The 18,288-nt window shown below is 67.5% G+C and carries 14 protein-coding genes and 3 tRNA genes; 10 read left to right on the top strand and 7 right to left on the bottom strand.

The window, feature by feature from the left end:
- Window positions 1-88: 88 nt before the first annotated feature.
- The 4 genes from EGJ34_RS22660 to rnt all read left to right on the top strand — a co-directional run bounded on the left by EGJ34_RS22660 (window position 89) and on the right by rnt (window position 2,716).
- Entirely contained in the window at window positions 89-439 is a 351-nt protein-coding gene (locus EGJ34_RS22660) for a hypothetical protein (RefSeq protein WP_260476892.1), read from the top strand.
- Complete coding sequence (locus tag EGJ34_RS03580) at window positions 426-1,265, top strand: DUF692 domain-containing protein (protein WP_260476891.1); 840 nt, start codon at window positions 426-428, stop codon at window positions 1,263-1,265. Before EGJ34_RS22660 ends, EGJ34_RS03580 begins: the two co-directional genes overlap by 14 nt.
- A complete protein-coding gene (locus tag EGJ34_RS03575) occupies window positions 1,262-2,017 on the top strand; it encodes a putative DNA-binding domain-containing protein (protein ID WP_125359160.1) in 756 nt (251 codons plus the stop codon). The genes EGJ34_RS03580 and EGJ34_RS03575 overlap by 4 nt, the downstream gene beginning before the upstream one ends.
- 111 nt (window positions 2,018-2,128) lie before the next feature.
- Window positions 2,129-2,716: a ribonuclease T gene (gene rnt / locus EGJ34_RS03570; RefSeq protein ID WP_125359171.1), complete on the top strand. Its 588-nt coding sequence runs from the start codon at window positions 2,129-2,131 to the stop codon at window positions 2,714-2,716.
- A 7-nt stretch (window positions 2,717-2,723) separates the two neighbouring features.
- Here rnt and EGJ34_RS03565 read toward each other — a convergent pair whose 3' ends face one another.
- From EGJ34_RS03565 to EGJ34_RS03555, 3 genes are all read right to left on the bottom strand, one after another.
- On the bottom strand, window positions 2,724-5,681 hold the full coding sequence (locus tag EGJ34_RS03565; RefSeq protein WP_260476890.1) for a ligand-binding sensor domain-containing diguanylate cyclase: 2,958 nt from the start codon (window positions 5,679-5,681) through the stop codon (window positions 2,724-2,726).
- 204 nt (window positions 5,682-5,885) lie between these two features.
- On the bottom strand, window positions 5,886-7,298 hold the full coding sequence (locus EGJ34_RS03560) for an ATP-binding protein (RefSeq protein WP_125359158.1): 1,413 nt from the start codon (window positions 7,296-7,298) through the stop codon (window positions 5,886-5,888).
- Window positions 7,295-8,023, bottom strand: a complete 729-nt coding sequence (locus tag EGJ34_RS03555) for a response regulator transcription factor (protein ID WP_125359157.1) — start codon at window positions 8,021-8,023, stop codon at window positions 7,295-7,297. The genes EGJ34_RS03560 and EGJ34_RS03555 overlap by 4 nt, the downstream gene beginning before the upstream one ends.
- 238 nt (window positions 8,024-8,261) lie before the next feature.
- On the opposite strand from EGJ34_RS03555, the gene EGJ34_RS03550 reads away from it, so the two are divergent.
- Genes EGJ34_RS03550 through EGJ34_RS03540 form a run of 3 tightly spaced genes read left to right on the top strand, consistent with a single transcriptional unit; the run spans window position 8,262 to window position 12,951 of the window.
- Window positions 8,262-9,458, top strand: coding sequence for an efflux RND transporter periplasmic adaptor subunit (locus EGJ34_RS03550; RefSeq protein WP_125359170.1), 1,197 nt, complete (start codon window positions 8,262-8,264; stop codon window positions 9,456-9,458).
- The gene (locus EGJ34_RS03545) at window positions 9,455-11,425 is read left to right on the top strand and encodes a MacB family efflux pump subunit (RefSeq protein ID WP_125359156.1); all 1,971 of its coding nucleotides are present in this window, start codon (window positions 9,455-9,457) and stop codon (window positions 11,423-11,425) included. Before EGJ34_RS03550 ends, EGJ34_RS03545 begins: the two co-directional genes overlap by 4 nt.
- Window positions 11,426-11,427: 2 nt before the next feature.
- Window positions 11,428-12,951: a TolC family protein gene (locus EGJ34_RS03540; protein WP_125359155.1), complete on the top strand. Its 1,524-nt coding sequence runs from the start codon at window positions 11,428-11,430 to the stop codon at window positions 12,949-12,951.
- Between the two features lie 73 nt (window positions 12,952-13,024).
- On the opposite strand, the gene rlmB is transcribed toward EGJ34_RS03540, so the two are convergent.
- The 3 genes from rlmB to rnr all read right to left on the bottom strand — a co-directional run bounded on the left by rlmB (window position 13,025) and on the right by rnr (window position 16,905).
- Complete coding sequence (gene rlmB, locus EGJ34_RS03535) at window positions 13,025-13,768, bottom strand: 23S rRNA (guanosine(2251)-2'-O)-methyltransferase RlmB (protein ID WP_125359154.1); 744 nt, start codon at window positions 13,766-13,768, stop codon at window positions 13,025-13,027.
- A gap of 111 nt (window positions 13,769-13,879) precedes the next feature.
- Window positions 13,880-14,350 (bottom strand): GFA family protein, encoded by a 471-nt coding sequence (locus tag EGJ34_RS03530; protein WP_125359153.1) that lies wholly within the window; start codon window positions 14,348-14,350, stop codon window positions 13,880-13,882.
- A gap of 89 nt (window positions 14,351-14,439) precedes the next feature.
- The gene (gene rnr, locus EGJ34_RS03525; RefSeq protein WP_125359152.1) at window positions 14,440-16,905 is read right to left on the bottom strand and encodes a ribonuclease R; all 2,466 of its coding nucleotides are present in this window, start codon (window positions 16,903-16,905) and stop codon (window positions 14,440-14,442) included.
- 129 nt (window positions 16,906-17,034) lie between these two features.
- Between rnr and EGJ34_RS03520 the strand changes: the two genes are divergently transcribed.
- Window positions 17,035-17,119: transfer RNA gene (locus EGJ34_RS03520), tRNA-Leu, on the top strand.
- A 41-nt stretch (window positions 17,120-17,160) separates the two neighbouring features.
- On the opposite strand, the gene EGJ34_RS03515 is transcribed toward EGJ34_RS03520, so the two are convergent.
- Window positions 17,161-17,847 (bottom strand): glutathione S-transferase family protein, encoded by a 687-nt coding sequence (locus EGJ34_RS03515; protein ID WP_125359151.1) that lies wholly within the window; start codon window positions 17,845-17,847, stop codon window positions 17,161-17,163.
- An 87-nt stretch (window positions 17,848-17,934) separates the two neighbouring features.
- On the opposite strand from EGJ34_RS03515, the gene EGJ34_RS03510 reads away from it, so the two are divergent.
- Together EGJ34_RS03510 and EGJ34_RS03505 are read left to right on the top strand one after the other, a co-directional pair.
- Window positions 17,935-18,021 (top strand) — tRNA-Leu (locus EGJ34_RS03510).
- Between the two features lie 132 nt (window positions 18,022-18,153).
- A tRNA-Leu gene (locus EGJ34_RS03505) sits at window positions 18,154-18,240 on the top strand.
- Window positions 18,241-18,288: the final 48 nt, after the last annotated feature.

Below are 18,288 nucleotides of genomic sequence, written 5' to 3'. Positions count from 1 at the left end.
CAACGCCGGGACCTCCCGGCGTTGTGCGTTTTACGGCATGCTTCGAGCGTCCGTCTGCCTTGCGCAGCATCCACCACCCGGAGTTCCTATGACCGTCTCCACCAAGCGTGTTTCCCTGTTGACCTGCGCAGCCATCGCCGGCGGCCTCGGCCTGGCCGGCAGCGCCTCGGCGCTGACCATGACCGACCTGGTGCAGGGCTACGCGCTGGCCGCGCAGGCCGCACCGAAGGCCGAAACCAAAGCCGCCGAGGGCAAGTGTGGCGAAGGCAAGTGCGGTACCCGCCATGCCAGGCCCGCCGAGAAGACGCCGACCGAAGGCAAGTGCGGGGAAGGCAAATGCGGTGCCGACAAGGACAGAAAGGCCGCGCCCAAGCCGGCAGCGGCAAAGAAGGGCAGCGAGGGCAAGTGCGGCGAAGGCAAGTGCGGTGCTTCGCACTGACCCGCCGCCGCTCCCTGCAGCAGCGGTCGGGCTCGGGCTGCGCCGGGCACTGCTCGACGACCTGGAAAAGGCCCCGGCCGGCGATCTGGATTTCCTCGAATGTGCTCCTGAAAACTGGATCGGGCTGGGCGGCCTGTGGGCCGAACGGCTGGCAGCGCTCAGCGCGCGCTATCCGCTGACCTGCCACGGGTTGTCGCTGTCGCTGGGCGGCAGTGCGCCGCTGGATATGGCGTTCATCGACCAGGTCGGCCGTTTCCTCGACCGGTACAACGTACGGCTGTACAGCGAGCACCTCAGCTACTGCAGCGACGACGGCCACCTGTACGACCTGTTGCCTCTGCCGTTCACCGAAGAGGCCCTGCACCACACCGCCGCGCGCATCCGCCAGGTGCAGGACCGGCTGGGCCGGCGCATCGCGGTGGAAAACGTCTCCACTTATCTCACACCGCATGCGGCGATGAGCGAGCTCGAGTTCACTTGCGCGGTGCTGGATGAGGCCGACTGCGACCTGCTGCTGGACGTCAACAACGTGTACGTCAACGCCAGCAATCACCACTTCGACGCGAGCGCCTTCATCGCCGGGCTGCCCGCCGAACGGATTGTCTGCCTGCACGTGGCCGGGCACTTTGACGACGGCGGCCCGGTGAAGATCGACACCCACGGCAGCCCGGTGATCGATCCGGTGTGGGATCTGCTGCACCATGCCCGCGCACGGTTTGGCCCGCGCCCGGCGCTGCTGGAGCGCGACTTCAATTTCCCCCCATATGCGGAACTGCGCCAGGAACTGCAGCAGATGCGCCACATTCTGCAGACGGTGTCGGCATGAGCACCGTACTGCGCGCGCAGCAGCATGCGCTGAGCGCCCACCTGCGTGACCCGGAACACCAGCCAGCGCCAGCCGGCCTCGACGAGGCCCGCCTGCAGGTTTACCGCGAACTGTTGTTCAACAACCTGCGCGGCCTGCTGGCCGGCAGCTTCCCGGTCGTGCTGCAGGTACTGCAGGACGCGGAATGGGATGCGCTGTGCCGGCGCTACTTCGCCGAGCACCGCTGCGTGTCGCCGTTGTTCACCGAGGTGGCGGCCGAGTTCGTCGGCTGGCTGCAGCACGCCGACGCGCTGCCGCGTCCGTTCCTGGCCGAACTGGCGCACTACGAATGGGTGGAGCAGGCACTACAGGGCAGCCTGGGCCTGCCCCTGCCGGCGTCGCCGGACGGATTCGATCCCTGGCAGAGGGCACTGCAAAGCTCGCCGCTGGCGTGGCCGTTGGGCTATCGCTGGCCGGTGCATCAGCTCGGGGCCGCGCATCAGCCTGCCCTGCCCCCAGCGCAGCCAACCTTCCTGCTGGCGCGGCGGGTGGCCAGCGGCGAGGTGGTGTTTTCGCAGCTCAGCGCACTGGCCTGGCAACTGCTGGAACAGATCGGCAGCGCGGCACCGCAGTCCGGCCAGACGCACCTGCACGCCCTTGCCGAGCAGCAGGGTGTGCCCCCTGCACTGCTTGAAGATGACGGCCGCGCCCTGCTGGCGCAATTGCTGGCGACCGGGGTCATCGGCGCTGCGGACCCGACGCCTGCGACATGAAGCAGGCGGCCACATGCCCTCTGCTAAACTGAGACCATGACCATTCCCCTGCCCCCGTCCGCCGCCACGCCGGCGGACGCTGCTGCTACGCCGTCTGTCGGCCAACGCCTGATGGCGACCCGCTTCCGTGGTTTTCTGCCGGTGGTGGTGGACGTGGAAACCGGCGGCTTCGACTGCCACCGGCACGCGCTGCTGGAAATCGCCGCCGTGCCCATTGAAATGGACGACGAGGGCCTGCTGTACCCGGGCCAGACCGCCAGTGCGCACGTGGTGCCGGCGGAAGGATTGGAGATCGATCCGAAGTCGCTGGAGGTCACCGGCATCATCCTCGACCACCCGTTCCGGCTGGCGAAGAGCGAACACGATGCACTGGACCATGTGTTCAATCCGATCCGCGCGGCGATGAAGAAGTACGGCTGCCAGCGCGCGATCCTGGTCGGGCACAACGCGCACTTCGACCTGGGCTTCGTCAACGCGGCGGTGAACCGGGTCGGGCACAAGCGCAACCCGTTCCATCCGTTCAGCGTGTTCGACACCGTCACCCTGGCCGGCGTGGCCTACGGCCAGACCGTGCTGGCCCGTGCGGCGACTGCCGCCGGGCTGGGCTGGGACGCCAATGAGGCGCACAGCGCCGTGTATGACACCGAACAGACCGCCAAGCTGTTCTGCACCATCGCCAACGCCTGGCCGCGGGCGTAAGGCCGGATCAACCGATCGCGGTTCGGTCGCGACCTTCGCTCTTCGCGCGATACAGCGCCCGGTCCGCACGCTGATAGAGCAGCATCGGCGTGCGATCACCGGCATCCAGCTCCACCAGGCCTGCACTGAAGGTTACCTTCAGGCCGGCAATGCCTGCCCAGTCCGGGTGATCGTGGAACAGTCCGCGCAGGCGGGCACAGACCTGTGCCGCTTCAGCCAGGCGGGTATCGTTGAGCAGCAGGGTGAACTCCTCGCCACCGGTACGTGCCGGCATGTCCGAATCGCGGCAGGCCGAGGCGATCAGACGCGCCACCTCCACCAGTACCACGTCGCCCACGCTGTGGGTGTGGGTGTCGTTCACTTCCTTGAAGTGGTCGATGTCCAGCACCACCAGGCACAGCGGATGCCCACTACGCTGCGAACGCGCGAAGTCACGCGCGAGCGTCTCGTCAAAGGCACGGCGGTTGGGCAGCCCGGTCAGCGCGTCCTCGCGTGCCTGCCGCTCAAACTGTTCGGACTGCAGCCTGAGGCGGTCAGCCAGCTGCGTTTTTTCCTCGTTCAAGGCCTGCAGGCTGGCGGTCTGCGCCTGCAGGTCGCGGGTCGCCTCGTCAACCTTGCGTGCCAGGCGCAGGTTGCTGGCCTTGTAGCGGTCGATCAGATAGCGGTACAGCGCGATCAGACCGGCCAGCAGCAACAGGCCACCGATGATCTGCACGCTGCGGCGCTGCCACAGGAAAGGTTCGACGGTAAACGACCAGGTCGCCTCGCTGCCGCTCCAGGTGCCGCCCGGATGCGCGGCCGAAACATGCAGGGTGTAGTCGCCCGGCGGCAGGCCGATGAACTCGACACTGCGCTGCTGGCCGCGCTCGATCCAGCCGCTGTCCAGTCCGTCGAGCCGGGTGCGGTAACGGATCCGCTCGGACATCAGATAGCTCAGGCCGACGTAGCTGATGCTCAGTCGTCCGCCGCCTGGAAGCGTGTTGTGGTTGTTGCCCTGCCAGTGCAGCGGCACGCCGTCGACCAGCACCGACTCGATCACCGCCGGCGGTGCCAGGCGTTCGCGGAAGCGCTGCAGGCGCAGCGGATCGACCGTGCTCAGGCCGCCTGCGGTGACCACCCAGAACGTACCGTCCTGGCGCAGGATCGCCGACGGCCCGGAACTGCCGTTGGCCTGTGAATTGGCCATGCCGTCAATTTCGTTGTAGTGCTCGACCTCGATCCGGCGAAGGCTCCCGTCGGCCACCGCGTTGAGCATGGCCATGTCAGTGCGGAGCACGCCGCGGTTGCTGCTGATCCAGACGTTGCCAACGCGGTCCGGTACGAGCTGGAACACCGTGTCCACGGGCATGCCCTGCTCCAGCCCGACGCGGGCCAGGCGGTCGTCCTGGTAGCGGTACAGGCCGCGGTCGGTGCTGATCCACATCGCATCACCGACCTGCTGGAAGCCGAACACGCTGCGCCCGCCACCGAGCGCCGCAAGGTCGATGGACTGCACGTGGTCTCCGCGCAGCACGCGGACGCCTTCGATGGTGCCGATCCACAGGTCACCTTCGCCGTCGTGCGCCAACGCGGTGATGAGCCCGCCTGGCATACCCGGCACCGCCGGCACCGTGACCCGGTTGGACTCGATGCGCGCCACGCCCTTCTGGGTGCCGGCCCATACCACGCCGTTGCGGTCGACGCTGATCGCACGGATGTTGCCGCCTGGCACGCCGTCGGCTGCGCCGAACTCGCGCAGGGTGCGGCCCTGTGCGTCGAGCTGGAAAATGCCGTCGCCGAAGGTGCCGGCCCAGAGGTCGTCATTGCGGCCCTGGGCGAGGCTCAGGACCGAGGGCGGTTTGCCGCCGCTGTTGCGCAGTCCGACCGGATGGAACACCCCGTCCGCGTCGCGCCGGTCCAGTCCACTGGCACTGCCCACCCACACCTGTCGCTGGCGGTCTTCGAGCACGGTGCGCACGTAGTCGCCACTGAGCCCGTCGCGTTCGGTGAAGCTGCTGAACAGGGTTTCGCGCAGCCGGTACAGGCCCCCGTTGGCCCCGACCCAGATGCTGCCCTCAGCGTCTTCGCGCAGGCTCACCACGCGTCCGCCGGGCAGGTTCAATCCCGCCGGCAGGCGCTCCAGCCCGTGGCGCGACAGCCGCACCAGGCCCTGGTTCTCGGTTCCCAGCCACAGGTCACCGTGGCGGTCCTGCAGCATCGCGGTGATGTGCTGGATACCTGTCAGCCGATGCTGCAGTTCGGGCACACCGTCCTGCATCCGGTAGATGCGGTCGCCGGCCACGATCCACAGCACCCCGTCAGGGGCGCGGTAAGGCCAGACCAGTCCGCGGCCGAGGCCGAAACTTTCCGGCGCTCGTCGCAGCACACCGTCGGTGCCGCGCACCACCAGCCCGTCCAGCGTGCCCACCCATACCCGGTCCTGCGCGTCGACCACCAGCTTGGTGAAGCTCAGCGCCATCGGTACGCCGGCCGGGGGCGCTTCGTATTGGAACTGCCCGTTCGGGGCCAGGGTGCCGATCCCGTTGCCCTCATACAGCAGCCACAGCTTGCCGTGACTGTCCATCTGCATGGCCTGGATCAGCACCTGCGGGGCCGGCGGTTTGCGCTCGAACACCTGCCAGCGGCCGTCGGCGCTGCGCCGGGTGATGTTGCCGCGCGAATCACTGATCCAAAGCCCGCCGTTGCGGTCCACGTACAACGCACCGACCCCGTTGTCACGCAGGCCCGGGCGGGTGCTGCGGTCGAACACGGTGAAATCCAGGCCGTTGTAGCGCACCAGCCCTTCCCAGGTGGCGAACCACAGGTGGCCCTCCGGGGTCTGCGCGATGTCGCGCAGCGAGTTGTGCGGCAGGCCGTTGCGCGAGGTCCACACATCGATGGCGTAATCGCGCAGCGGCGGCGGTCCATCCTGGGCCAGCACCGCCCCGGGGCCGGCCACGAACAGGCACAACCACAGCAGCGCCATCAGCAGGCACTGCCGCAGGGTCTCAGGTTGTACCGGCCGCCACCGGGTGCCGCGCCCCCGTTCCGTCATCCGCACGGGCTCGGCGGAAGACGGTTCTGGCGCGTCACGCGGGGGCGCCGGCGAAAAGGGGCGCGCTCATGCAGCAGAAGCTGGCGTGGGGTTGCCAATAGTAGGCAAAACGGCGGCCCTTTGCTGCGTGAATGCTCAGCCGGGCCGCTGCGCCTGCGCCCACGGTGGCGACGGCCAGTGCACCACGGCCTCCAGCCCGCCTTCGGGCACGTTGCGCAGGGTCAGCCGGGCCCCGTCTTTTTCAGCCAGTGCGCGGGCGATGGTCAGTCCCAGCCCGGCTCCGCCGGTCTCGCGCGAACGGGAGGTCTCCAACCGCACGAAGGGGTCGAACACCGCCTCCAGCTCGTTCTCGGCCAGCCCCGGCCCCTGGTCACGCACGCGCACGGTCACCCCGGCCGCGCCCTGCTCCACCCGGACCTGGGCGCTGTGGCCATAGCTGATCGCGTTGTCGACCAGATTGGAAAACAACCGATGCATGGCCAGCGGTCGCAGCATCAGCACCGCCCCGCTGCCTTGCACGAAACGGGCATCGGCCCCGGCTTCGGCGGCGTCTTCGACGATGCTCTCCAGCAGCGAATCCAGGTCCAGCGCGGCACGCTGCTCGGCGCTTTCCGAGCTGCGCGCCAGCTCCAGACCCTCGCGGATCAGCGCCTGCATCGCCGCCAGGTCGGCGATCAGGCGCTCGCGCAGGGCATCGTCGGTCACGTTTTCCAGGCGCAGGCGCAGCCGGGTCACCGGCGTCTGCAGGTCGTGGGTGATCGCCGCCAGCATCTGGGTACGTTCGCCCAGGGTGCGCTGCAGGCGGGTCTGCATGGCATTGAAGGCTTCGGCGGCGCGCTGCACCTCGAGCGGGCCGGTGACCGGCATCGGTTCGCGCTGCAGGTCATCGCCGAGCGCGGTCGCGGCGGCGGCCAGGCGCTGCAGGGGGGCGCTGGCCATGCGTGCGACCACGTAGGCCAGCACGCCGATCGCCAGCACCAGCAGGGTGAGGAACAGCGGGTCCACCGCCAGAATGCCGTTATGCGCCACCGCCGGCGATTCGAGCGCCAGCGAAAGGCGGGTGCCGTCACTCAGCGGCAGCTGCACCGCTCGGCACTTGGGCGGAATGAAGGCGGGATCGCGCTCATGCGGCGGTTTGCGTCGCGCCTGCGGCGGTGGCGGCGGCGGTAGCAGCTCCTGCGCTTTGGGCAGGCAGGATCGGAACGAAGTGAAGTGCACCGTGGCGTGTGCCACCGCACCGGGACGGTCGCCCAGCACCGCCATGAAGGCGCTGTCCTCGCGGCCCATGCGGGCGTCTTCGGGCAGGCTGCGCACGGCCGGGCCGCCGACCTGCAGCAGCCGGTCACGCAGTTCGGGGTCGCCATCGAGCAGGTTGACGAAGCCCTGCAGGCGGTCGGCCAGCCGGTTGAGGTTCTGCCGCTCGAACTCCTGCTGGCGCTTGGCACCGGCCAGCATGGTCGCGCCAATGGCGGCCACGCTCATGCCCAGCAGCAGGATCAGGAACAGCCGCCCGACCATCGAGGCGAAGAAGCCGCGCAGGCGTCTCATTCCAGGGTGACCGCGGTGGCCAGCACGTAGCCTTCGTTGCGCACGGTCTTGATCAGGCCGTCGCTGCCGCCGTCATCGCCGAGCTTGTTGCGCAGGCGGCTGACCTGCAGGTCGATGGCCCGGTCCTGTGACTCGTAGTTGCGGCCGCTGCTGAGCGAGACCAGCTGCTCGCGCGACAGCACCTTGTTGGCGTGGCCGACGAACACCCGCAGCAGGCGGAACTCGGCCCCGGACAGCACCACCACGCGCCCGTCCGGGTCGACCAGGTGCCGGTGTTCGAGGTCGAAGGTCCACTGCGAAAAGCGCGCACGGCGGATCGCCAGCGGTTCCAGGTTGGCCGGCAGCGCCTCGGTCCGGCGCAGCACGTTGCGGATGCGGGCGAGCAGCTCGCGCGGCTCGAACGGCTTGCCCAGGTAATCATCCGCGCCCATTTCCAGGCCCAGCACCCGGTCGATCGGCTCGCTGCGCGCGGTCAGCATGATCACCGGCGTGCTGGAACGCGCGCGCAGGTCGCGGCACAGGGTCAGGCCGTCTTCGCGCGGCAGGTTGAGGTCCAGCACGATCAGGTCGACGTGCTCGCGTTCGAGCACCTGGCGCATGCCGTGGCCGTCGCTGGCGGTGCTGACCTGGTAGCCGGCACGGCCCAGCTGCTCGGCCAGCAGCTGGCGGATGTCATTGTCGTCGTCGACGATCAACAGGCGTTGCATCGTGGGTGTGGTCTCCATGCGTCCATGATCCCCTGTCGGGAGCTGAACCGCATCCTCGGGTTTGCGTCGGCGTGTTTCAAGCCTTGCGCACGATACACGGCGACATGTTTTTCCTCGGCGCTGGTTACAGGCGGTTACACACCGTGCGTTGAGCCCGTCGGGTGTGCTCTTCACAATGCTGACAACGCCGCGTGCCGGCCTGTCGAGTTGAGCCCCCATCGTGAAGCCCCGCCTGCCTACCACCCGCCGCGGCCGCATGCTGCTGCTGATCATCGCCGCCGTCGTCGTGGCCGGGGTTGTCGCCTGGACCCTGCGCAAGCCGGCCGCGCCCACGCTCGCCACCAGCCCGGTCACCCGCGGCGACCTGGAACAGACGGTCGAAGCCACCGGCGTGATCGATGCCTACAAGCTGGTCAGCGTCGGCGCGCAGGCCTCGGGCCAGATCAAGTCACTGAAGGTGCAGCTGGGCGACACGGTCAAGGAAGGTGACCTGATCGCCGAGATCGACGCCACCACCCAGCAGAACCAGGTTCAGAACGCCGAGGCGTCGCTGGAACAGGTGCGTGCACAGCGCGCCGTGCAGCAGGCCAGCCTGCGCGAGGCCGAGCTGGAGTTTGCCCGGCAGAAACAGATGCTGGAAGCCGAAGCCACCTCGCGCGCCGAGTACGACACCGCCGAGGCTCAACTGAAGACCGCGCGTGCGCAGATCCAGTCGTACGACGCGCAGATCAAGGGGCGCGAGACCGAGCTGGGCACCGCGCGCGCCAACCTGGCCTACACCCGTATCACCGCGCCGATGGACGGCACCGTGGTCGCAGTGGTGGCCGAAGAAGGCCGTACCGTCAACGCCAACCAGACCGCGCCGACCATCGTGATGCTGGCACGGCTGGACCTGGTCACGGTCAATGCCGAAGTGTCCGAAGCCGACGTGGTCAAGATCAAGGCCGGCATGCCGGTGTACTTCACCACCCTGGGTGACCCGGACCGCAAGTACCACGGCACGCTGCGCCAGATCAATCCAGCCCCGTCGTCGATCGCCAATGAAAGTTCGAGCAGCTCCAGTTCGAGCAGCTCCAGCTCCAGCTCGGCGGTGTACTACAACGCGCTGTTCGACGTGGAAAATCCGGACGGCACCCTGCGCATCGACATGACCGCACAGGTGTCGGTGATGCTCAAGCAGGCCAAGGGCGTGCTGACCGTGCCGTCGGTGGCGCTGGGTCCGAAGAGCCGTGACGGCCAGTACATGGTGCGGGTGGTCAACGCCGACGGCATGCCGGAACCGCGCAAGGTCAAGATCGGCATCAACAACGGGGCCAATGCCGAAGTGCAGTCCGGCCTGAAGGAAGGCGACAAGGTCGTGGTCGGCGAAGGCGGGACCGCTGCTGCCAGCAGCAGCGGCAACCGCGGCCCGCAGATGCGCATGGGCGGGCCGGGCATGGGGCCGCGCCGATGAAAGGCCCCTCCCCCGCCCCGCCACTGCTGCGGCTGCGCGATCTGCGCCGTGAGTTTCCCGCTGGCGATGAGACCATCGCGGTGCTGCGCGACGTCAACCTCGACATCGCCGCCGGCGAAATGGTGGCCATCGTCGGCCAGTCGGGCTCGGGCAAGTCGACCCTGATGAACATCCTCGGCTGCCTGGACCGCCCCACCCGCGGCAGCTACCAGGTGGCCGGGCGCGAGACCGGGCGCATGCTGCCGGACGAGCTGGCCGAACTGCGCCGCGAGCACTTCGGTTTCATCTTCCAGCGCTATCACCTGCTGGGCGACCTCGACGCGCGGGGCAATGTGGAAGTGCCGGCGGTGTATGCCGGCAGCCCGGCCACCGTACGCAGCGCCCGCGCCGAGCAGCTGCTGCAGCGGCTGGGCCTGGGCGACCGCATGCAGCACAAGCCGGGCCAGCTGTCCGGCGGTCAGCAGCAGCGTGTGTCGATCGCGCGTGCCTTGATGAACGGCGGCGAGGTGATCCTGGCCGACGAACCCACCGGTGCGCTGGACACCAAGTCCGGTGAGGAAGTGATGGGCATCCTCGGCGAGCTGCATGCCGAAGGCCACACCATCATCATCGTCACCCACGACATGAGCGTGGCTGAGCACGCGCAGCGGATCATCGAGATCCGCGACGGCGAGATCATCGCCGACCGCGCCAACGACAAGGCCGCGAACTACCGTGCGCAGCGCGCCACGACCGTGGCCGCCGGCAAGGGCAACAGCTGGCGGGCTGCACGCGACCGCTTCACCGAAGCGTTCCGCATGGCCCTGCTGGCGATGAACGCGCATCGCCTGCGCACGTTCCTGACCATGCTCGGCATCATCATCGGCATTGCTTCGGTGGTCTCGGTGGTGGCGCTGGGCAATGGCTCGCAGCAGCAGATCCTGCAGAACATCAGCGCGCTGGGCACCAACACCATCGACGTCTACCCCGGGCGCGGCTTTGGTGACATGCGTTCGGGGCGGGTGCAGACGCTCAAGGCCAGCGATGCCGATGCGCTGGCAAAACAGAGCTACATCGACAGCGCCACGCCCAGCGTGTCGTCCTCGGTGACCGCCCGTTACCGCAACCAGTCCGCCACCGCCCAGGTCAGCGGAGTGGGCGAGCAGTACTTCCGCGTCAAGGGCGTGACCCTCAGTGCCGGCAGCTTCTTCCAGGCCGACGCGATCAAGGGGCTGGCGCAGGTGGCGGTGATCGACGAAAACACGCGCACGCAGTTCTTCCCCAATGGTGAAGACCCCATTGGCCAGGTGATCCTGCTCGGCAACGTGCCGGTGCGGGTAGTCGGCGTGGCCAAGCCGCAGAGCTTCGGTTTCGGCGGCAGCACCAACCTGAGCGTGTGGGTGCCCTACACCACGGTGATGTCGCGCATGCTCGGCCAGAGCCACGTGTCCAGCATCACCGTGCGGGTCGACGACGCCACGCCGATGGATGCGGCGCAGGCGGCCATCTCCAAGCTGCTGATCATGCGCCACGGCACCGAGGACTTCTTCCTCAGCAACAGCGCCGAGATCCGCGAGACCATCGAGCAGACCACCCGTACGATGACCCTGCTGATCAGCGCCATCGCCGCCATCGCGCTGCTGGTCGGCGGGATCGGGGTGATGAACATCATGCTGGTGTCGGTCACCGAGCGCACCCGCGAGATCGGCGTACGCATGGCGGTGGGCGCGCGGCAGAGCGACATCCGCCAGCAGTTCCTGATCGAGGCGGTGCTGGTGTGCCTGCTCGGCGGCCTGCTGGGCGTGGGGCTGTCGCTGCTGGTCGGGTGGTTGTTCGGCAAGTTCGCACCCGACTTCCAGATGCTCTTCTCGACCGCATCGATCGTGGCGGCGTTCGCCTGCTCCAGCCTGATCGGCGTGGCGTTTGGTTTTCTTCCGGCTCGCAATGCAGCCCAACTTGATCCCGTGGAGGCGTTGGCCCGCGAATGAACATGTCCCGTACTGAAGGGCTCTGCCCGACAAGCCAGACCCACGTGCAGAAGCGGCCCCGTAGTGCCGGGCTCTGCCCGGCACCGCAGCCCCCCGCGCAGACGCAGCCGGGCAGAGCCCGGCTCTACATACTGGCGGCCTCTGTTTCCCTGCTCCTTTCCGCCTGCGCCAGCACCGGTCATTACCAGGTGGATGCGCCGACGGTCCCGGCCGCCTATGGCCGTGGCGATGCGCAGATCAACGCGCCCACTGAAACCAGCACGCCCAGCGCCGAAGTCGCGCGCACCGACGTTCGCCAGGACACCTGGTGGACCGGCTTCCAGGACCCGCGCCTGGACCGGGTCATCGAACGCGCCCTGCAGGCGAACAGCGACCTGGCCTCTGCAGGTCTGGCGGTGCAGCGTGCCCGCCTGCAGGCCGGACTGGCCGAAAACAATCTGTGGCCACAGCCCTCCGGCAGCGTCAGCAGCAACGGAAGCCGCGCCATTGACCAGAGCGCGGACTGGAACCGCGGCAGTTCGGCTGGTGTGTCCCTGCAGTGGGAAATCGACCTGTGGGGTCGGCTGCGCGCCCAGCGCGACATCGCCCAATGGGAAGCACAGGCGACTGAGGAAGACCTGCAGAACACCGCGCTGCTGGTGATCAGCGACGTCGCCACGCAGTACTGGACGCTGGCCTTCCTCAACCAGTCCATCGCCGCCGGCCAGGCCAATCTGGAACGGCTGGAACGCACCCGCGAACTGGTCCAGGCCCGTTTTGACGCCGGTGCGGTGTCGCGGCTGGAAGTACGCCAGGCCAGCCAAAGCCTGGAAGCGCAGCGCTCGGCACAAAGCGCGCTGGAGCAGCAGCGGGTGGTGGCGCGCAATGCCCTGACCGTGCTGCTGGATGGCCAGCCTTGGCCGCAGGCCGACGAACCGCAGGTGCTGGAAAGCATCGGCAGCCCGCCACTGGCCGAGGGTCTGCCGGCCGAACTGCTCGGCCGCCGTCCGGACCTTCGCGCCGCCGAACTGCGCCTGCGCAACAGCCTGAAGAACATCAAGGTCACCGCCACCAGCTACTACCCGGCGCTGAGCCTGAGCGGCGGGGTGAACAGCAGCGCCACGTCGTTGTCGGATGTGCTGAGAAATCCAGTGGTCACGCTCGGGGCCGGTTTGTCGCTGCCGTTCCTCAACATCCGCCAGGCGCAGCTGGATACCAAGGTAGCGGGCACGGACTACCAGATTGCCGCCAACAACTTCCGCAGCACGCTGTACACCGCGCTTTCCGAGGTGGACAACGCGTTGTCCGCGCGCACCCAGTTCGCCACGCAGGTGGCGGCGTCGCAGGCGTCATATGACGAGGCGGTGGAGATCGAACGCATGTACGAGGTGCGTTATCGCGTGGGCGCGACCGACCTGCGCACGTGGCTGGAGGCGCAGCAGACGCGGCGCGATGCAGAGCTGTCGTTGGCGTCGGTGAAGCAGCGTCAGTTGATCAACGATGTGACGCTGTTCAAGGCATTGGGGGGCAGCGCCAACGCGTCGTAGAGCCACGCCCTGCGTGGCTTCGCGGTGCCGAACGGAGAGCAGCCACGCAGGGCGTGGCTCTACGCGTGTTACCTCAACCGCGCTGGCGGACAGCCTCGAACAGGCTCACGCCAGCCGCCACCGACACATTCAGGCTTTCGATGTCGCCCGGCATCGGAATCTTGACCAGGCCGTCGCAGTTTTCGCGGGTCAGGCGGCGCAGGCCGTCGGCTTCGCCGCCCAGCACCAGGGCCACGTTGCCCTTCAGGTCGATCGAATACAGCGAGGCGGTGGCCTCACCGGCCAGACCGTAGATCCACACGCCCTGCTTCTGCAGGTCCTTCAGGCAGCGCGACAGGTTGGTCACCGCCACCACCGGAATGCGGTCGGCGGCACCGGCCGAGGTCTTGCGCACGGTGGCATTCACCGTGGCCGACTTGTCCTTGGGAATGATCACCGCCGTGGCCCCTGCAGCAGCGGCGCTGCGCAGGCACGCGCCCAGGTTGTGCGGGTCCTGCACCTCGTCGAGGATCAGCAGCAGGGCCTTGCCCTCGGCGGCGGTGACCAGCCCTTCCAGCTCGTTTTCACTGTAAGTGCGGGCGGCGGCATAGCGCGCGGCCACGCCCTGGTGGCGCACCGAACCGCCCACGCCGTCCAGCGCCTGGGTGTTCACCCGGCGCACGTCGATCCCCTTGCGACGCGCGTTTTCCTCGATCTCGGTCAGCCGCGGATTCTTCGCGCCGGCCTCGATCAGCACTTCGCGGACGTTCTCGGCATCGTTTTCAATCGAGGAGGCGACGGCGTTGACGCCGACGATCCACTGGCTTTGTTTGCTCATTGCAGGGGGCGGAACCGGGCAGGGGGGGGTAATGGTAGAGCATCGGCGGCGGCCTTGCCGGGGATACCGTGGATGCCGACGTAGAGCCGGGCTCTGCCCGGCTGCGGGGTGTCACCGTGGCCAGCGCGCCGTATCCCGGTCCGGATGCTGGTGGGACACCAATGTGGCCAGCCGCTCCGCGTCCGGGTCATCCTCGGCCAGGATCACCTCCAGGCCTTCCAGATGGTCGACGAACGGCAGCTTCGACTCGGTACCGTACTGCACGGTCGGCGGCAGCCGTTCAGGCTGGTCGAAGGCCCCCGCTGCCACCGCCATGCCGTCCTCGCCTTCGTAGGTCAGCGGCGTGCCGCAGTCGGCGCAGAAGCCCCGACGAAAGTGGTTGGAGGACTGGAACCGGCGCGGCTCGCCGCGGGTCCACTGGAAGTCCGCACCACGTACCGACACCAGCGGCGCGTAGTAGGCACCGAAGGCTTTCTGGCACATGCGGCAGTGGCAGATGGAACGATCCGGCAGCGCGCCGCGGACGTGGAAGCGGATCGCGCCGCATTGGCAGCCGCCGGAGAATTCGGGAACGGGGTTCATGGGTGAGGCCTCCGTTTCGTGGCGTACCGACCAACGGTCGGTACCTACCGGTAGGTGCCCACCGTTGGTGGGCACGCACCGACCATCCATCAATACTTCTGCTTCTGCCGCTTGGCCGGCTGGCCACGGGGCGGCAGCTCCGGCACCGGATCGTCCTTTTCTTCGACCAGGCGGAAGTCGATCTTGCGCTCTTCCATGCTCGCTTTCAGCACCAGGATGCGCACCCGGTCGCCCAGCCGGTAGCTGGTACCGCGCCGCTCGCCGGTCAGCGTCTTGCGGGTGGCGTCGAACTGGTAATAGTCGTGCGGCAGCTGGGTGACATGCACCAGGCCATTGACCTTGGACTCGTCCAGCTCCACGAACAGGCCGAAGCTGGTCACGCCGCTGATCACGCCGTCGAACTTGCCGCCGACGTGCTTTTCCATCCACGCCGCGCGGTAGCGCTCGTCGACCTCGCGCTCGGCCTCGTCGGCGCGGCGTTCGCGCTCGGAGCACAGCAGGGTCAGCTTGGCCATTTCGCGCTGGGTGTACAGGTACTTGTCGACCGGCTTGCCGGTCAGCGCGTACTTGATCGCGCGGTGCACCAGCAGGTCCGGGTAGCGGCGGATCGGCGAGGTGAAGTGGGCGTAGGCATCCAGCGCCAGGCCGAAGTGGCCCAGGTTCTCCGCCGAATACACTGCAAGGCTCTGGCTGCGCAGCAGCACCGATTCCAGCAGCGCCGCATCCGGGCGCTCGCGCACCTTCTTCAACAGCTTGGTGTAGTCGCCCGGCTGCACCTTGGCATACGGCGGCAGGCTCAGCTTGAACTCCTTCAGGAACTCCTGCAGGTCTTCAAACTTCGATTCCGGCGGCTTCTCATGGTCACGGTACGGGGCCGGCACATGTTTGCTGATCAGGTAGCGCGCCGCCTGCACATTGGCCGCGATCATGCATTCCTCGATCAGCTTGTGCGCGTCGTTGCGCACCAGCATGCCGGCCTGGGTGACTTGGCCGGTGTTGTCGAGAATGAAGCGCACTTCCGAGCTTTCAAACTCGATCGCACCGCGCTTGGTCCGCGCCTTGGCAAACACCTTGTACAGCTGGTGCAGGCGTTCCACCTGCGGCAGCAGCGGACCGATCGCCGCGCGTGCGGCCGGATCGTTCTCGCCCACCGCCTGCCAGACCTGGGTGTAGGTCAGGCGCGCATGTGAATTCATCACCGCTTCGTAGAAGCGCGAGTGCGCCACTTCGCCATCGCGGCCCACCTGCATGTCGCAGACGAAGCACATGCGGTCGACCTTGGGCATCAGCGAGCAGATGCCGTTGGACAGCGTCTCCGGCAGCATCGGCACCACGAAGCCCGGGAAATACACCGAGGTGGCGCGCTTCTGCGCCTCCTCGTCCAGCGGGGTGCCGGGGCGGACGTAGTTGGAGACGTCCGCGATGGCCACCACCAGGCGGAAGCCGTCTTCGTTCGGTTCGCAGTAAACCGCGTCGTCGAAGTCCTTGGCGTCCTCGCCGTCGATGGTCACCAGCGGCGTGCTGCGCAGATCGACGCGACCGCCGATCATGCCCGGCTCCACCGTCAGCGGCACCGCCGCGGCTTCGTCCAGCACTTCCTGCGGGAACTCGAACGGCAGCTCGTGGCCGTGGATGGCGGTTTCCACCACCAGCGAGGCGGTGAGCTTGTCGCCCAGCACCGCGATGATGCGGCCGATGGGCGGGCGGCGCGTGTCCGGAGCCTGGGTCAGTTCGCACACCACCAGCTGGCCGTCGCGGGCGTCGCCGGTCTGGTCGGGCGGAATCTGCACGTTGCGCTGGATGCGCTTGTCGTCAGGCACCACATAGCTGATGCCGAACTCCACACTGAAGCGGCCGATCAGGCGGGTCATGCCACGCTCGAGCACGCGGGCGATGCTGCCCTCGCGGCGGCCGCGGCGGTCGATGCCGGTCACGTTCGCCAGCACGCGGTCGCCGTGCAGCACCTTGCGCATTTCATACGGGGCCAGGAACAGGTCGTCGCCGCCTTCCACCGGGCGCAGGAAGCCAAACCCTTCCGGGTTGGCGATGACCACGCCGGTGATCAGGTTCGTGGCCTGCACCGGGGCGAAGCCGCCGCGGCGGTTCTGCACCAGTTGGCCGTCACGGACCATCGCGCCCAGGCGCTTGCCCAGCGCGTCGGCACGGTCGGGTTCGGTCAGGCCCAGCTGCGCGCCGATTTCCTCGGCGGTCTGCGGGCCGTCGCAGCGGTCCAGCAGCTGCAGAATGGCCTCGCGGCTGGCGATGGGCTGGGCATAGCGCTCGGCCTCGCGCGCGGCGAACGGGTCGTCATAGCCGCCACTTGCAGCCTGAGGGTGCGGATTGCGGCGGGTAGGTGCGGGGGCCCCGGTGCCCGGCTTGGGGCCGGCACGCTTGCCGCTACGCGGCGGGGCGGGATTCTGCAGGGACTCGGGCATCCAGGGCGGCAGCTTGCCAGGCTTGGCAGCGGCGCGGGACTTGCCCGACGGACCAGCACCCTTCTTCGGGGCTGGAGACTTGGGGGCTTTCGCGCCCCGGGTCGGTTTCTTCGTTTTCATTGACCTCCATGGTAACCGCTGACGGTGTGCATAACGGGTCATCAACGACACGTATGCAGTTTTGTGAAGAAAGTGAAAAAAGGCGTTGACAAGCGGCCCGGACATGCCCAGAATTGCCGGCTCTGGAACGCCCAGGTGGCGGAATTGGTAGACGCACTAGTTTCAGGTACTAGCGGGTAAAACCGTGGAGGTTCGAGTCCTCTCCTGGGCACCAACGTTAAAAACCCGCGCAAGCGGGTTTTTTCGTTTCTGGTATCAGCCATCCGGGTCGAAAAACCGTCGCGCCAACCCATCGCGCCCTGGGAAATACTTGAACCACGGCCGCGCGCCATCCACCACGGCCGCCACTGCCGGATGCGCCATCAGGCGCTCGAAGTACGCCTGCAACTGCGTTGCCTCTTCCGGCAAAGGCACATAAGCCACCGCATAGAACAGCGCCGGCGCGACCGCACAGTCCGCCATCGAGAACGCAGCACCGGCCAGCCAACCGCCGCCCTGCAGCTGACGATCCAGCACGGCATAACTCTTCAACAGCATCTGCCGGGCGTCGGCCACCGCAGCCTCGCTGCCCTGCCCGTCCGGCTTCAGCCTTTCGGCGGTCAACGCCTGCATCGGGGTCATGACGTAGAAATCAGAGAACCGATCCCAGAAGCGCACGTCGAGGGCGGCATCGGCGCTTGCCGGAATCAGCGGCGCGCCTTCGGTAGCGAGATGCAGTTGCAGGTACTCGATGATGATGCTGGTTTCAGCCACGCGCCGATCGCCATCTTCCAGCAACGGCATCTTGCCCATCGGCGAGATCTCGGCAAAGGCCGCACGCACAGCAGGGTCGCCAAGATTCAGGAAGCGCTCTTCCAGTGTCGCGCCGAGCACACGGGCAGCGATCAGCACCTTCTGGCAGCAGGACGACAGCGGGTGGACGTGCAGGACGGGCGTGGTCATCGGAGATCCAAGCGGTCGTGGTCAAACGAGTATGCCAAAATCCGTTGACAGCCCCCGAATGCTTCCGCATAATTCGCGGCCTGAGTCGCCCAGGTGGCGGAATTGGTAGACGCACTAGCTTCAGGTGCTAGCGGGGGCAACTTCGTGGAGGTTCGAGTCCTCTCCTGGGCACCATGACTCAGTAAATGATCAAACCCGCGCAAGCGGGTTTTTTCGTTTCTGCGCAACGCTCAATCGATGTGGGTGTTGATTGCGAAATGTTGTTGACACATTCGAGGTTCTCCCGCACAATTCGTCTCCTGAGTCGCCCAGGTGGCGGAATTGGTAGACGCACTAGCTTCAGGTGCTAGCGGGGGCAACTTCGTGGAGGTTCGAGTCCTCTCCTGGGCACCATGACTCAGTAAATGATCAAACCCGCGCAAGCGGGTTTTTTCGTTTCTG

It is taken from the genome of Stenotrophomonas sp. 278 (assembly GCF_003935715.1).
Lineage (GTDB): Bacteria > Pseudomonadota > Gammaproteobacteria > Xanthomonadales > Xanthomonadaceae > Stenotrophomonas > Stenotrophomonas maltophilia_AH.
This window is presented reverse-complemented; position numbering and strand designations above follow the sequence as displayed.